The following is a 13,743-nucleotide window of genomic DNA, read 5'->3' as shown; positions in this document are numbered from 1 at the left end:
TATGGCCGTCGCAGACACTCTCCAGTCGCGTGCCCGCGCTCGCCCGCGGCTCGTCACCGCCGTCGTCTCGGTCGTTGGCTACGCGCTCGTGTTCGGCGCGTTCGGCGGCGTGTTACCGCTGCCCGAACTCTCGCGGGAGGTCGTCATCCTGCTGGGTGACGCAATCGCCGTCGTCAACAGCATCGCGCTGCTGGCAATCGTCGCCGGCGTCTACTTCATCAAGACCGATCAGGTGGGGAAACACCGCGCGGCGATGCTCTCCGCGTTCACGCTCATCATGGCGTTTCTGGTCCTGTACATCCTCAAGGTCGGCGGCGGCTTCGAGAAGGAGATCGTCGCCGAGGGGTTCGTCTGGACCGCGTACATCGTGATGCTCGCCGTCCACATCCTGCTGTCCGCGGTGTCCGTGCCCGTCGTCGTGCACGCCGTCGTCCTCGGGTTGACACACTCCCCCGCGGAGCTCAGGGAGACAGTCCACGCCCGCGTGGGCCGCATCGCCGTCTCCGCCTGGGGGCTGAGCCTGTTTCTCGGGCTCGTCACGTACGTCATGCTGAACCACATCTACGGCTGGGTTCCCCGGTAGCATCCGTTTGTACGTGTTCGGTGGCGAACGATTTTGCCGGCCGCCGTCGTAGCCCCAGGCAATGACCACAATCAAGGATAGCGTCCACGACCACATCGAGGTCCAGGGCGTCGCGGCGGCGTTGCTCGATACGCCGCCGGTCCAGCGGCTCCGGAACATCTCACAGCTCGGCACGGTCACGCTCGTCTACCCCTCGGCGAACCACACCAGATTCGAGCACTCGCTTGGGGTCTACCACCTCGCAGACCGGGCGCTGTCCCATCTCGGAATCGAGGGCCAGCAGGCCGAACGGGTCCGCGCTGCGGCGCTGCTCCACGACGTGGGCCACTCGCCGTACAGCCACAACGTCGAGGCGCTCATCCACCGCCGGACGGGCAAGTACCACGACGACGTGGACGAACTGCTCGGTAATGGCCCCGTCGCGCGTGTTCTCTCGGAGCACGGGCTCAATCCCGACCGCGTGGCGGGCCTCGTCGCCGGCGAGGGGGAACTCGGCCAGCTTGTCTCCGGCGAACTGGACGTCGACCGGATGGACTACCTGGTCCGTGACGCCCACCACACGGGCGTCCCATACGGGACTATCGACCACGAGCGGCTGGTCCGGGAGCTGTGCTTCGTGGACGGTGAACTCGTCCTGGACGAGGGGAACGTCCAGACGGCCGAATCGCTCCTGCTGGCGCGGGCGCTGATGAACCCCACCGTCTACCAGCACCACGTCGCCCGCATCGCCAAGTCGATGCTCAGGCGCGGGACGGAGGAACTGCTCGCCGCGACGGACACGACGGCCGAGACGTTGCGTCGGTGGGACGACAGCGACCTGCTCGTGGCGCTCCGACAGTGCGATGCGACGGCGGCGTACGCGCGGCGGCTGAGCCAGCGGGACCTGTACAAGCGCGCTGTCTGGGCGGAGTGGCAGGCCGTGCCCGACGAGGTGCTGGCGGCCGACCACGAAGCGGTCGGCGCGATGGAGCGGGCCATCGCTGACGAAGCGAACGTCGACAGCGACGCCGTTGTCCTCGACATTCCGCCAGAACCGTCGATGACTGAATCGAGCAGCCGCGTCCTCGTCAACGGCGAGGTCCGCCGGCTCGGCGAGCAGTCGACGCTGGTCAACGCCATCCGTGCCGCCCAGCGCGACCAGTGGCGGCTCGGCGTCTACGCGCCGGAAGCCGAGAGCGAGCGGGTCGGCGCGGCGGCGATCCGCGAACTGGGACTCGACCTCGACGGGGCCAGAGTCCGGGACGTGCGGCCGGGCCTCCATGCGACCCTCGATGAATTTAACTGAGAGAACGGGCGAACAGGGAGTATGATTCTCGAAGGGACGATTCTGACGGGGAGGTCGTTCGAGGCCATCGAGGGCCGCGTCGTCGTCGAGAACGGACAGATAGCGGCCGTCGAGGAGACTGCGGTCGACAGCGACGACATCGTGGCTCCGTCCTTTGTCAACGCCCACACCCACATCGGCGATTCGATCGCCAAGGAGGCCGGTGAGGGGCTCTCGCTGGAAGAACTGGTCGCACCGCCGGACGGCCTGAAACACCGGTTGCTCCGCGATGCCAGCCGGGACGACCTGGTGGCCGCGATGGAACGGTCCCTGTCGTTCATGCAGCAGTCCGGGACCGGCGCGTTCATCGAGTTCCGGGAGGGCGGTGTCGAGGGTGTCCGCGCGATACGGGAGGCGCTGGCGGGTTCGGACCTCGAAAGCGTGATCCTCGGGCGCGAGACGACGGACGCGATGGAGCTATCCGACGGGTTCGGCGCGAGCGGGGCCAACGATAGCGAGTTCGGGGCGGAGCGACGCGCCACCCGAGACGCCGGGAAACTGTTCGGCATCCACGCGGGCGAGGTCGACAGCTCCGACATCAACCCCGCGCTCGATCTGGACCCTGATTTCCTCGTTCACATGGTTCACGCGGAGTCGCTGCATCTCCAGCGGGTCGCTGACAGCGAAATTCCGGTCGTCGTCTGTCCCCGGTCGAATATCGTCACCGACGTGGGTCGCCCACCGGTCGAGGCACTGGCCGAGCGAACGACGGTCGCGCTCGGAACGGACAACGTCATGCTCAACAGCCCCTCGATGTTCCGCGAGATGGAGTTCACCGCGAAGCTGTACGACATCTCCGCCCGCGAGGTGTTACGGATGGCGACCGTCAACGGGGCCGAAATCGCGGGGCTCGGCGGCGGGCTCATCAAGACCGGCCAGCCGGCACGCCTGCAGGTCCTCGACGGGGACTCGGATAACCTCTCAGGGGCGCGAAACCCGGTTCGGGCCGTCGTTCGCCGAGCGGGGACGGCCGACGTTCGGCGGGTCGTCCACCCAGGGGCGGAATAATTCTTATCACTGCGGGAATAGTATGCGCGGACGATGCCCTCCACGACCGACCGCGCTCTGAGTACGCCACTGAAGGTACTGTTGTACGGCCTGTTAGGGCTCGTCTCGCTACTTGTCGTTCTCACAGTCGTGAGTTTCGTGTTCGAACTGCTGTGGGGCCTTCTCGGCCTCTTGTTCGGTATCGTCTCCCTGGCCGCTACCATCGGAGTCCTGGCGGCTATTGGCTACGCCGTGTACTGGCTCGTGTCGAGACTCGTCGGCGGGGATGATGCGGAGACGGCGGCGTCGACCACTGGCGTGTCACAGACGCGGGCGACCGACACGACAGGTGTGACCAGCGCCGACGAGACAGATCCTGTCGAACGACTCTCTGAGCGCTATGCCAACGGCGAGCTAACCGAAGCCGAACTGGAGCGACGCCTCGAACAGGCCCTCGACGAACCGTCCCTGGAGGGGACCGGTGTAACAGAGTTCGAACGGGACCGAGAGCTGAACTGAGCCGGGCTCTTGGCCGACTGTCATATGATACCTTCTACCAAACTATATCCCTTCAGCCAATCAATAGTACAGCATGTACGACAGAATACTGGTGCCGACGGACGGCTCGCCGGGCTCGCAGGCTGTACTCACACACGCTGAAACACTTGCGACGACCCACGACAGCGAGATACACGCACTGTACGTCGTCGATACCGGTCGGTTCTCGACGCTCCCGAACGAGCCGACGTGGGAGAGCGTCACCGACTCGCTCCACCGCGAGGGCGAGATGGCGCTGGACACGGTGGAGCGCCTCGTTACCGACGACGTGACTGTTACGCGAGCCACGGCCGAGGGGAGCCCGAGCCGTGAAATCATCGACTACGCGAGCCAGCACGGCTGTGACCTCATCGTGATGGGCACCCACGGCCGCGGCGGTATCGACCGGCTGTTGCTGGGGAGCGTCGCCGAGCGGGTCGTCCGGTCGGCCCACGTTCCGGTCGTTACCGTCCCGGTAGAGACGACGCTGCAGGATGTCTCGGAGGACGAACGGCCTGCCGGGGTTCCGCAGTGATCAACCCCGCTTCGAGCGCGCTCACTCCTGTAGCGGCCGGAGATGCTCGCAGTCCCCCACTGAAACGACTTCTGTCCCAGATTCTGTTTCGATAACGAGCGCGCCCGGGAACTGTATATCCACGGCTTCGCCCTCGATAGTCCCTCCCGGCGTCTCGACGCGGACCCGCTGTCCCAGCGTCGTCGCGTACTGCCGCCACGCCTCGACGACGTGACCCGTGTCCTGTCGCAGCGCGTCGAACTCCTCCAGCAGTCGCTGGGTGAACAGCCGTCGGTCGACCGGTTCGCCCCGCTCGGCCGAGAGACTCGTCGGATTCGCCTCTTCGGGGAGATCCGCGGGGTCGACGTTCGCGTTGACGCCGATGCCGACGACGACCCACGAGACGCGGTCGGCCTCGCCCTCCATCTCGGTGAGGATGCCGACCAGTTTCCGCTCCGCGTCGCCGTGGCGGACCAGCACGTCGTTGGGCCACTTGATGCTGGCGTCGACGCCGGCCTCGCGGGCCGCCCGCGTCACCGCGACGGCCGCCGCGAGCGTGAACACCGGCGCGTGGGCCATCGGCACGTCGGGCCGGAACAGCACCGAGAGCCAGACGCCGCCGCTCGGCGAGTTCCACTCGCGGTCGAGCCGTCCCCGGCCCCCGGTCTGTTCGTCGGCCAGCACCACGACGTCCGACGCGCCCTCCCCCGCCAGGTCCCGGGCACGTGCGTTCGTACTCGGGATGCTGTCGTGGTACTCGACGGAGAAGGGCGCATCGAGGCCGTACTCGACCGCGCTCGCCCCGAACTCCGGCACCGAATCGAGAACGTAGCCCGCGTCGTCGCTACGGATCTCGAACCCCTCGTCCCGGAGGGTTTCCACGTGCTTCCAGACCGCGGAGCGAGAGATATCCAGTTCGTCAGCGAGCGTCGGCCCGGAGACGGGGCCGTCCGCCAGTGCGTCGAGCACCCGGTGGCGCGTCTCGTTCATATACGGGGCTTCGGCGGGCCGGGATAAAAGACGTCTGTAGAAGCAGTGCAAAACGAGGCGACGCGGGGGTCGCTCCCGCGATCACCCGATCACGAAGAGCAAGTCGCCCATGTCGACGGATTCGCCCTCACTGATAGCCACTTCGTTGATCGTTCCGCCGCGCTCGGCGACGATGTCGTTCTCCATCTTCATGGCTTCGAGCACGCAGAGGACGTCGCCGGCCTCCACCTCGTCGCCGTCGCCGACGTTGACCTCCAGAATCGTCCCTTGCATCTCCGCGGTGACTTCCTGGCCCTCGGCGGCGGTAGCACTGCCGCCCCCGCCGTCGGAGCCGCCACCGCCCTGTGGCCGCTGTGGCTGGTTCCCGCCACCGGCGTCCACATCGCCGACGTTGATGGGCGGTGCGCCGCGCTCTTCGAGGTCGACCTGGAAGCGCTTGCCGTTGACCTCCACCGTGAATTCGCGCTCGACGACTTCCTCGTCATCGTCGCCGTCGGATTCGGTGACGGTCCCCCACTTCTCCTGAGCTTCCTCGACGCGCGTGCGGTCGAGTTGCTCGTCGAGGTACTTCGTGGTGTGCGTGCCGCCGACGAACTTCTCGTCGGTGAGCATCAGGCGGTGGAACGGGATGACCGTCGGGATGCCCTCGATGTCGAAGTCCTTGAGCGCCCGCTTCCCGCGCTCGATACACTCCTCGCGGTCCCCGCCGTAGGTGATGAGTTTCGCGATCATCGAGTCGTAGTCGGTGACGAGGTCGTCGCCCTGCCGGAGCGCGTCGTCGAGTCGGACGCCGATACCGCCCGGCGGGTCGTACGTGTCGAGGCTGCCGCCGGTCGCGGGCGCGAAGTCGTTGGCGGCGTTCTCGGCGTTGATCCGGAACTCCATCGCGTGGCCCTCGATCTCCACGTCGTCCTGTGCGAAGGTGATCTCCTCGTCCATCGCCACCCGCAGTTGCCACTTGACGATGTCGATGTCGGTGATCTCCTCGGTGACGCAGTGCTCGACCTGAATACGGGTGTTCACTTCGAGGAAGTAGAAATTCGCCTCCTCGCCCAGCAGTTCGCCCGGTTCGCGGTCGGTGTCCTCCTCGACGAGGAACTCGACGGTCCCGGCGTTGTAGTAGCCCGATTCGCGGACGCCACGTCGGGCGGCGTCGCCGATCTTCTCGCGGAGGTCGTCGTTCAGGGCCGGCGACGGCCCTTCCTCGATGACCTTCTGGTGGCGGCGCTGGAGCGAGCAGTCACGCTCGCCCAGGTGCCGGACGTTGCCATGGTGGTCGGCGATGATCTGGACCTCGATGTGGCGGGGGTTCTCCAGGTAGCGTTCGAGATACACCGAATCGTTCGAGAAGTACGCCTCACCCTCCCGCTTTGCGCTTTCCAGTTGCTCCTCGGCTTCCTCGGGGTCGTGGACGATTTTCATCCCGCGGCCGCCGCCGCCACCTTCGGCCTTGATGGCGATCGGGAAGCCGTTCTCCTCGCCGAACTCGACGACTTCCTCGGGGTCCTCGACCGGGTCGGTCGTCCCCGGAACGATGGGTACGTCGGCCGACTGCATGATCTTGCGGGCCTTCGTCTTCTCGCCCAGTGCCTCCATCGATTCGCTCTCGGGCCCGACCCATTTGATGCCCTCCGCTTCCTGCACGCGCTCCGCGAAGTCGGCGTTCTCCGCGAGGAAGCCGTACCCCGGGTGGATGGCGTCCGCGTCAGCCTGCTTGGCCGCGTCGATAATCGCTTCCTGATCGAGATAGGAGTCGGCGGCACGGGCCGGGCCGACGTTGTACGCCTCGTCCGCGTACCGGACGTGGCCGGCGTGCTTGTCGGCGTCAGAGTAGACGGCCACTGTGCCGATGCCCAACTCCTCGCATGCGCGCATCACGCGCACCGCTATCTCCCCGCGATTAGCGACGAGCACCTTATCGAACATGTGCCCTCATACTGAGAGTCGGCCCATAAAACTATGCGCAGATAGCGGCCAATCTTACATATATAATCATGTTAGTATGGGGCATGCCCGCAAATCCAGACAGGGCGTCGCTGCTCAACTGACAGAAGAACCTGTCGGCGGTTAGAACCGTTCTGTTCGGCCGGCGGCGCTCCAGGGGTCGGTCGGTGCGTCCGAGCGGACCCGAACGGACCGCTTCTGCGTGGCTTCGACGCGACCGGAGAAGGACCACTGTTTGCCGTCCCAGGAGTCCCCGTCGTCCGCCGCCGCAGCGGCCGCGGCCGCTGCCGCCGCGCGCTGGCGGTCGGTGAGGTGCGCACCGACAGCGACGGCGATGGCGGCCGCCTCGTCCGTCGAGGCGTCGTCTAGCTGTGCGGCGATCTCCGCGACCAGTTCGGCGTCGACAGCCGAGTCAGTGTCAGCAGCCATCGTTACAGTGGGATGTTGCCGTGCTTGCGGTCGGGCTGGTCCTTGCGTTTCCCCCGGAGGAGGTCCAGGTCGTCGATGAGCCGCGGCCGGGTCTCCTGGGGTTCGATGACGTCGTCGACGAAGCCGCGCTCGGCCGCCGTGTAGGGGTTGGCGAAGGCGTCGCGGTACTCGTCGATGAGCTGCTGGCGGCGGGCCTCCACGTCGTCGGCGTCTTCCAGTTCGTCGTCGTAGAGGACGTTGACCGCGCCCTGTGGCCCCATCACGGCGATTTCGGCGGTGGGCCAGGCGTAGTTCATGTCCGCGCCGATGTGTTTCGACGCCATCACGTCGTAGGCCCCGCCGTAGGCCTTCCGCGTGATGACGGTCACCAGCGGGACGGTGGCCTCTGAGTAGGCGTACAGGAGCTTCGCGCCGTGGTTGATGATGGCGTTGCGCTCCTGGTCCTTGCCGGGCATGAACCCGGGCACGTCGACGAACGTGAGGATCGGGATGTTGAACGCGTCACAGAAGCGGACGAAGCGCGCGCCCTTCCGCGAGGCGTTGATGTCCAGTGTCCCGGCGTTGACCCGCGGCTGGTTGCCGACGACGCCGACGCTGTGGCCGTCCATGCGGGCGAACCCGATGACGATGTTGCGCGCGAAGTCCTCGGCGACCTCGAAGAAGGAGTCCTCGTCGACGATGCGCCCGACGACGTCCGTCATGTCGTAGGGCTTCTGCGGCGCGTCGGGTACCGCCGTTTTCAGCGCTTCGTCCCGGCGCTCGGGATCGTCCCAGGGCTCGACCCGCGGCGGGTCCTCGACGTTGTTCTGGGGGAGATACGACAGCAGGTAGCGGATGTCGTCCATCGCCTCCTTCTCGTCGGCGGCGGTGAAGTGGGCCACGCCGGACTCGGAGGCGTGGGTCTTCGCACCGCCGAGTTCGTCGAAGCCGACCTCCTCGCCGGTCACCGTCTCGATGACGTCTGGGCCGGTGATGAACATGTGGCTGGTCTCCTCGACCATGTAGATGATGTCCGTGATCGAGGGGGAGTACACCGCGCCGCCGGCACACGGCCCCATGATCGCCGAGATCTGCGGGACGACGCCGCTGGCCTGCTGATTGCGGTGGAAGATGTCGGCGTAGCCCGCCAGCGAGTCGATCCCCTCCTGGATTCGCGCGCCGGCGGAGTCGTTCAGGCCGATGATGGGCGCGCCCGTCTCGATGGCCTTGTCCATCACCTTACAGACCTTCTGTGCGAAGGCCTCGCCCAGCGACCCGCCGAAGACGGTGAAGTCGTGGGCGAAGACGTACACCTGGCGGCCGTCGACCTTGCCGTAGCCGACGACGACGCCGTCGCCGGGTACCTTCTTGTCGGCCATGTCGAAGTTCGTCGAGCGGTGTTCCCGGAGCGAGTCGATCTCGACGAAGGTGCCGTCGTCGAGGAAGTAGTCGATGCGCTCACGAGCGGTGAGCTTCCCGCGGTCGTGCTGGGCCTGGATCCGTTCCTCGCCACCGCCCCGCTCGGCTTCGGCTTTTCGTTCTCGAAGGTCCTCGACACGGTCATCGTGGCTCACGCGATATCACTTCTCCCGGACCGGAGCATATCCGACTCCTTGCGGGCATCCGAGAAAAGCGTTATCAAACTTAACCATTATTTCTCGTATTCGATATCCGAAACCGGCGGAGTTTTGAGCGACGGCCTGTTGCTACCGGGCGTGAAGAACGTCACGGCCCGCCAGCACAACCCCTTCGGCTTCGACGCGCCGTGTGAGCCGTTCGTGCCCGGGTACGGCGACGCCAACGCCCACTTCCACGTCATCGGTGACCACCCCGGCGTCCACGGTGGCGCGACGTCCGGCATCCCGTTTACTGACAACGCTGCGGGCGAGCGGCTCCAGCGGGCGCTCGTCGCGGCCGGACTGCTGGCCGAAGCCGGGACGCCGCCGACCGTCGAGAAGACGTATCTGTCGTATCTGTACATGTGCGGCGGCGACCCGCCGACGGACGCCGATTACGACGACCTGGAACCGCTGTTCGACACGGAGCTGCGGGCCATCACCGCCCACGTGCTCCTGCCAGTCGGCGAGCGCGCCACCAGACACGTGTTCGAGAACACGACGGCCGAGCCGACCGACTCGATAGACATGGCCGCGCGCCACGCAACGGAAGTCGTCGGCAGCGGCTGGCTCGTCTACCCCATCAAAGAGCCTGCGGAGTGGACCGACGACGACGAGGATCGCCTCGTCGACGCGCTGAGGGCACTGTTGGAAACGGACTATCGCCGCGAGGCGGACCTCGGACGGTTCATGCCAGGCGAGGACCCGTACCTGGTTCGGTAGTCGCTCCGATTGGTTTCTACGGCGGGAGCGGCGTCGACGACTCGACACAGCGGACCGTCACGGCGACCGATCAGCCGAAAGTGGCTCTGCAGACTCCCAGTACGTGTCGAACGTCTCGATGGCCCACTCGCGGACGGCCGGCGCGGTCGTATCGAGAGAGGCCTGCAGGACGCCGTTGTCGTCCCGCAACAGCAGGTGGACCACGTCGTCGGCGATCATCACCGCGAGAGGGATACCGTCGTTCCGTACCCGGAGCGACGCGTCTGGTTCGGCAAGCAGCGATTCGAGCCGGTTCCGGAGCCGATCGTCCGCTGTGAGCGCATCAATCGCGCCGGGCGAGAACACGCCCGAGAACTGCTGTTCCCCGGCAGCCACCCGCTCTTGAACGACCCGGATCGTCTGGTCGTTGAACGCATGCGAGAACGTCCGGACCTCCTCGGCGTCCCGAAGCAGGTCGAGCAGCCGCTGGACGGGCGCGTTCGGCCGCGTCTGGCTCGGGACGGTGATCGTCGCGTCGGCCAGGTGTCGCAGATCGAAGTCCATCTCGTCGGTCGGGAGATACTGGACGATGTCCCGCAACCGCCGCTCGGTTTCGAGGCTGTCGAGCAGGTCGGTGAACCCGTCAGCGACGATGCGGCCCGTTGCCGTCGCGACGTACCCGCCGCCCGCTCGGCGGATCCACGATCGCTCTTCGAAGTCGGCGATGATCCGCCCGAGCGTCGCCTGTGACGCGCCGGTTTCGGCCGCGAGTTCCCCACGCGTGTGTGGTTCCGCTGCCAGGAGCCGTAACACCTCGACCCGATTCGCGGAGAGCGCGAGGAACTCGATCTCTTCGAGCGCCGATTCCATACCGCTGCGTTGGGGAGTCCGTCCTAAAGCGCTTTCGCACCGTGAAATAATTTCACACCGTGAATATCCGCCACGGGTGTTCGACCGTTTCGCGTTATGTAAGATTTTCTAAACGGGCCTATAAACCCCGATACCCTACCATAGAGTACGATGACTCAGGTCTCTTCACGTGCTCTCTCTGTCGGCTGTGCAGTCATTTCAGATACCAGATACGAGGTGGTCGCGTGATTTCGCGCCGTACCCTCGCCCTCGCTGCGGTCGCCAGCGTCCTGCTCGGCGGGACCTTCGTCGGCGCGAAGGCCGGACTGTCGTATCTCCCGCCGCTCCTGTTCGTCGCTCTGCGGTTCGACATCGCTGCCGTCGTTCTCCTCGGCTACGTTGTCGTGACCCGATCCCGGGACGAACTGCTCCCGCGGACCCGTGGGGACGTACTGGCGATCCTCTCGACGGGCCTGTTCGCGCTCGGCCTCGCGAACGCGCTGATATTCGTGGGCCAGCAGTCCGCTACCAGTGCGGTCGCCGCCATCATCTTCAGCCTCAACCCGATACTAACGCCGGTGTTCGCCGCGATCCTGCTCTCCGACGAGCGACTCTCGGCCCGCGGCGGCCTCGGCATGGTTATCGGTCTGCTCGGCGTCGGTCTCGTCGTCAGCCCCGACCCGGCGATGCTCCTGAGTGGGGGCATCGGCAAACTTATTCTGTTCGCCGGTGCGACCAGCGCCGCGCTGGGCAGCGTCCTCATCCGGTGGTCCGGCGGCGGCCTGTCGAGTACGGTCCGGACCGCGTGGGCGCTCCCCGTCGCCGCCGCGCTCTCTCACGCGCTGAGTGTGGGCATGGGCGAGTCGGCGGCCACGGCAGTCTGGTCTCCGACTGCGATAGCGGCCCTGCTGTACGTCGGTATCTTCGCCGGGGCAATCGCCTACATCGCCTACTTCGGCCTGCTCGATGTCACCGGTGCGATCCAGGCCAACCTCATCTTCTACGTGGTCCCCGTCGTGTCGACGCTCGGCGGGTGGGCCGTGCTCGGTGAGACGATTACCTCGACCGCGGTGGTGGGCTTTCTGACCATCTTCACGGGGTTCGCGGTGCTTGGCAGCGAGTCGGTCGATATCCGCGCGCTGCTCTCGGACAAGGCGGAGGACGCCGACGCCGCGACCGACGGATTCGCACTCAGGGACGAGGCGCGCGGGTTCGAGTCCGACTGAGACGGGCTGCTATGGTGTCACAGACCTGTTGCCGCTCCGAATTTGGAACGGTCGGTACAGGAAAATTGTATATCACTCTGACCGGAAATGCTATCAGCCTATTGCCACATTTCAAAAATGATGGTCCTCCGAAGATGGTACCCTGAGCGCCCTCCAACATGGACAGATATTCTCGTTGGCCTTTTCGTTCTGGTTTGGGTGCCACTCAACGTAGGATACCTACAGACGATCTATTGGGGCTGGTTACTTTTCGGATTCGTTATCGGTTTGGTTTCGATAGGCCCCCTTGCAAATTCGCCAATTGGAGAACAGGTCGGAACGTGGTTCCGGAAAATTGGAGGTGTCGGCAGGGCCATATCTATTCTTTCTTTTGGCGTCGTTGTCTGGATCATAAGAGGACAAATTAACGTACCTAGTGACATTGTAACCAGCGCCGTTGGTGGAGTCATGGCGTCAATTTTTCTATATATTCTCATGCACCTACTGTATTCGGGTGAGATCAGCGGATGGAAACAATGAGTGAGCAGACGTAGTGTGCAGTCCATTCAGACGACTCTGGCTGAATGCAAAACCTTGTGGAGAATTGTATGAATCTCTAACGGACTGCTGTAACTGTTTCTCGCGATGACTGCCGTCACTGGGCGGTCACTACAAAAAGACGCACAGCAGTCCGTAGATGCAGGAGAGACAGTCTGAACGGTGTCTATACCGGCGGGACGATTGCGGGGTCCTCAGCGAGGAACAGCGTCTCTAGCCCGAGAGCCAGCGTCAGGATGACACCGAGGATCACCACTGTCCGGACCATCCAGAGCCAGGCCGGACCGAAGGCACGGAGCCCGCCTGTCCCCTGCCGGAGTTCGTCGACTGCCTCCGCGGAGAGGACCCAGCCGACGAATACCAGGATCAGCAGCACCGACAGCGGCAGGAACAGTTTGTACGCGAGCGTGTCGAACCAGCCGAACCACGCCAGGTCCCAGGCCGACGGGAGGCCGAGGACGAACAGGGCAACCCCGACCGCTGCCGACAGCGACACTCGCGAGAATGGCGTGTTGTCGACGCCGTAGGAGACCACGACCTCGAGCAGGCTGATGGCGGAGGACACCGCGGCGATGAGGACGACGCCGAAGAACACCACGCCGAGGAGTTGCCCCGCCGGAAGCTGGGAGAACGCCGACGCCATGGCGACGAAGATCGCCGACGGACCGCTGGTGTCGGGACTGACGCCGATGGCGAAGAGAACCGGGAAGACGACGAGCCCCGCCAGCACGCCGATGAGCGTGTTCGTCACGACGATGATACCGCCGTCAGTCGGGAGGCTCTCGTCGTCAGCGATGTACGAGGAGTAGGTGATCATGGCTGCCATCCCCAGCGAGAGGGTGAAAAACGCCTGCCCGACTGCAAACGGGATCAGGTCGCCGGCGTTGGCCGCAAGCGTCGAGAAGTCCGGCGAGAGGAAGTAGCTGTAGCCGGCTCCCGCCCCGCTGAGTGTGGTAGCCCAGGCCGCCATCCCGAGCATGAGAATCACGATACTGGGGACCATTACCTTCGTCGCCTTCTCGATACCGTCCTCGATACCCAGCGCGACGATGCCGAGACAGACGAGCAGGAACAGCGCCTGCCCGGCGACGGCTTCCGGACCGGTCGAGATCGCGCCGAAGTACTCCGCCGGGCTGCCGAAGTACGCGCCCGTCGCGCTGCCGAGGATGTACCGCATGACCCAGCCCCCGACGACGTTGTAGTAGGAGAGGATCCAGAAGCCCGTCACGACACCGAGGGCACCGACCACCCGCCACTGCTTGTGTCCGAGGTCTGTGAACGCGTCGACGGCGTTCCGGTTCGTTCGCCGTCCAATGATGAACTCCGCCAGCATGGCCGGGAAACCGATGAGCAACACGGCGGCGAGATAGAACACGAGGAACACTGCGCCGCCGTTCGTCGCGGTCTTGAAGGGGAACTGCCAGATGTTTCCGAGACCGACTGCGCTACCGATCGCTGCGAGAATGAACCCAAGCCGTGAGGCCCACGTTTCTCTGTCACTCATTGTGACGCCGCGTATTCCTCTG

General features: G+C 65.3%; 13 protein-coding genes. 7 read left to right on the top strand and 6 right to left on the bottom strand.

Annotated elements, in window-relative coordinates; translation table 11 throughout:
• The first annotated feature begins 1 nt into the window (after position 1).
• From ACY9XZ_RS02200 to ACY9XZ_RS02180, 5 genes are all read left to right on the top strand, one after another.
• A complete protein-coding gene (locus ACY9XZ_RS02200; protein ID WP_463455446.1) occupies positions 2 to 583 on the top strand; it encodes a DUF420 domain-containing protein in 582 nt (193 codons plus the stop codon).
• A 61-nt stretch (positions 584 to 644) separates the two neighbouring features.
• Positions 645 to 1,868 (top strand): HD domain-containing protein, encoded by a 1,224-nt coding sequence (locus tag ACY9XZ_RS02195; RefSeq protein ID WP_463455445.1) that lies wholly within the window; start codon positions 645 to 647, stop codon positions 1,866 to 1,868.
• Between the two features lie 21 nt (positions 1,869 to 1,889).
• A complete protein-coding gene (locus tag ACY9XZ_RS02190) occupies positions 1,890 to 2,915 on the top strand; it encodes an amidohydrolase family protein (protein WP_463455444.1) in 1,026 nt (341 codons plus the stop codon).
• Positions 2,916 to 2,948: 33 nt separating this feature from the next.
• A complete protein-coding gene (locus ACY9XZ_RS02185) occupies positions 2,949 to 3,413 on the top strand; it encodes an SHOCT domain-containing protein (RefSeq protein WP_463455443.1) in 465 nt (154 codons plus the stop codon).
• 73 nt (positions 3,414 to 3,486) lie between these two features.
• Positions 3,487 to 3,966: a universal stress protein gene (locus ACY9XZ_RS02180; RefSeq protein WP_463455442.1), complete on the top strand. Its 480-nt coding sequence runs from the start codon at positions 3,487 to 3,489 to the stop codon at positions 3,964 to 3,966.
• Between the two features lie 21 nt (positions 3,967 to 3,987).
• Here ACY9XZ_RS02180 and ACY9XZ_RS02175 read toward each other — a convergent pair whose 3' ends face one another.
• From ACY9XZ_RS02175 to ACY9XZ_RS02160, 4 genes are all read right to left on the bottom strand, one after another.
• Positions 3,988 to 4,935 carry a biotin--[acetyl-CoA-carboxylase] ligase gene (locus ACY9XZ_RS02175; RefSeq protein ID WP_463455441.1) on the bottom strand — a complete coding sequence of 316 codons (948 nt, stop codon included), beginning with the start codon at positions 4,933 to 4,935 and terminating at the stop codon, positions 3,988 to 3,990.
• An 81-nt stretch (positions 4,936 to 5,016) separates the two neighbouring features.
• Positions 5,017 to 6,861: an acetyl-CoA carboxylase biotin carboxylase subunit gene (locus ACY9XZ_RS02170; protein WP_463455440.1), complete on the bottom strand. Its 1,845-nt coding sequence runs from the start codon at positions 6,859 to 6,861 to the stop codon at positions 5,017 to 5,019.
• A gap of 141 nt (positions 6,862 to 7,002) precedes the next feature.
• On the bottom strand, positions 7,003 to 7,308 hold the full coding sequence (locus tag ACY9XZ_RS02165; RefSeq protein WP_064288302.1) for a hypothetical protein: 306 nt from the start codon (positions 7,306 to 7,308) through the stop codon (positions 7,003 to 7,005).
• A 2-nt stretch (positions 7,309 to 7,310) separates the two neighbouring features.
• Positions 7,311 to 8,861: an acyl-CoA carboxylase subunit beta gene (locus tag ACY9XZ_RS02160; RefSeq protein WP_463455439.1), complete on the bottom strand. Its 1,551-nt coding sequence runs from the start codon at positions 8,859 to 8,861 to the stop codon at positions 7,311 to 7,313.
• Positions 8,862 to 9,002: 141 nt separating this feature from the next.
• Here ACY9XZ_RS02160 and ACY9XZ_RS02155 point away from each other — a divergent pair, with 141 nt between their 5' ends.
• On the top strand, positions 9,003 to 9,626 hold the full coding sequence (locus tag ACY9XZ_RS02155; RefSeq protein ID WP_463455438.1) for a uracil-DNA glycosylase family protein: 624 nt from the start codon (positions 9,003 to 9,005) through the stop codon (positions 9,624 to 9,626).
• A gap of 57 nt (positions 9,627 to 9,683) precedes the next feature.
• Here the strand turns inward: ACY9XZ_RS02155 and ACY9XZ_RS02150 are convergent, their stop codons facing one another.
• Entirely contained in the window at positions 9,684 to 10,475 is a 792-nt protein-coding gene (locus ACY9XZ_RS02150) for a helix-turn-helix transcriptional regulator (protein WP_463455437.1), read from the bottom strand.
• Positions 10,476 to 10,699: 224 nt separating this feature from the next.
• Between ACY9XZ_RS02150 and ACY9XZ_RS02145 the strand changes: the two genes are divergently transcribed.
• Entirely contained in the window at positions 10,700 to 11,680 is a 981-nt protein-coding gene (locus tag ACY9XZ_RS02145) for a DMT family transporter (protein ID WP_463455436.1), read from the top strand.
• Between the two features lie 703 nt (positions 11,681 to 12,383).
• Here the strand turns inward: ACY9XZ_RS02145 and ACY9XZ_RS02140 are convergent.
• Positions 12,384 to 13,721: a sodium-dependent transporter gene (locus ACY9XZ_RS02140; protein ID WP_463455435.1), complete on the bottom strand. Its 1,338-nt coding sequence runs from the start codon at positions 13,719 to 13,721 to the stop codon at positions 12,384 to 12,386.
• Positions 13,722 to 13,743 lie beyond the last annotated feature (22 nt).

It is taken from the genome of Haloarcula sp. HT12 (assembly GCF_055271655.1).
This window is presented reverse-complemented; position numbering and strand designations above follow the sequence as displayed.

Bases quoted from the DNA above. Each gene is read 5' to 3' on its own strand.
- ACY9XZ_RS02200 (WP_463455446.1), top strand. From the start codon at position 2: ATGGCCGTCGCAGACACTCTCCAGTCGCGTGCCCGCGCTCGCCCGCGG.
- ACY9XZ_RS02195 (WP_463455445.1), top strand. From the start codon at position 645: ATGACCACAATCAAGGATAGCGTCCACGACCACATCGAGGTCCAGGGC.
- ACY9XZ_RS02190 (WP_463455444.1), top strand. From the start codon at position 1,890: ATGATTCTCGAAGGGACGATTCTGACGGGGAGGTCGTTCGAGGCCATC.
- ACY9XZ_RS02185 (WP_463455443.1), top strand. From the start codon at position 2,949: ATGCCCTCCACGACCGACCGCGCTCTGAGTACGCCACTGAAGGTACTG.
- ACY9XZ_RS02180 (WP_463455442.1), top strand. From the start codon at position 3,487: ATGTACGACAGAATACTGGTGCCGACGGACGGCTCGCCGGGCTCGCAG.
- ACY9XZ_RS02175 (WP_463455441.1), bottom strand. From the start codon at position 4,935: ATGAACGAGACGCGCCACCGGGTGCTCGACGCACTGGCGGACGGCCCC.
- ACY9XZ_RS02170 (WP_463455440.1), bottom strand. From the start codon at position 6,861: ATGTTCGATAAGGTGCTCGTCGCTAATCGCGGGGAGATAGCGGTGCGC.
- ACY9XZ_RS02165 (WP_064288302.1), bottom strand. From the start codon at position 7,308: ATGGCTGCTGACACTGACTCGGCTGTCGACGCCGAACTGGTCGCGGAG.
- ACY9XZ_RS02150 (WP_463455437.1), bottom strand. From the start codon at position 10,475: ATGGAATCGGCGCTCGAAGAGATCGAGTTCCTCGCGCTCTCCGCGAAT.
- ACY9XZ_RS02140 (WP_463455435.1), bottom strand. From the start codon at position 13,721: ATGAGTGACAGAGAAACGTGGGCCTCACGGCTTGGGTTCATTCTCGCA.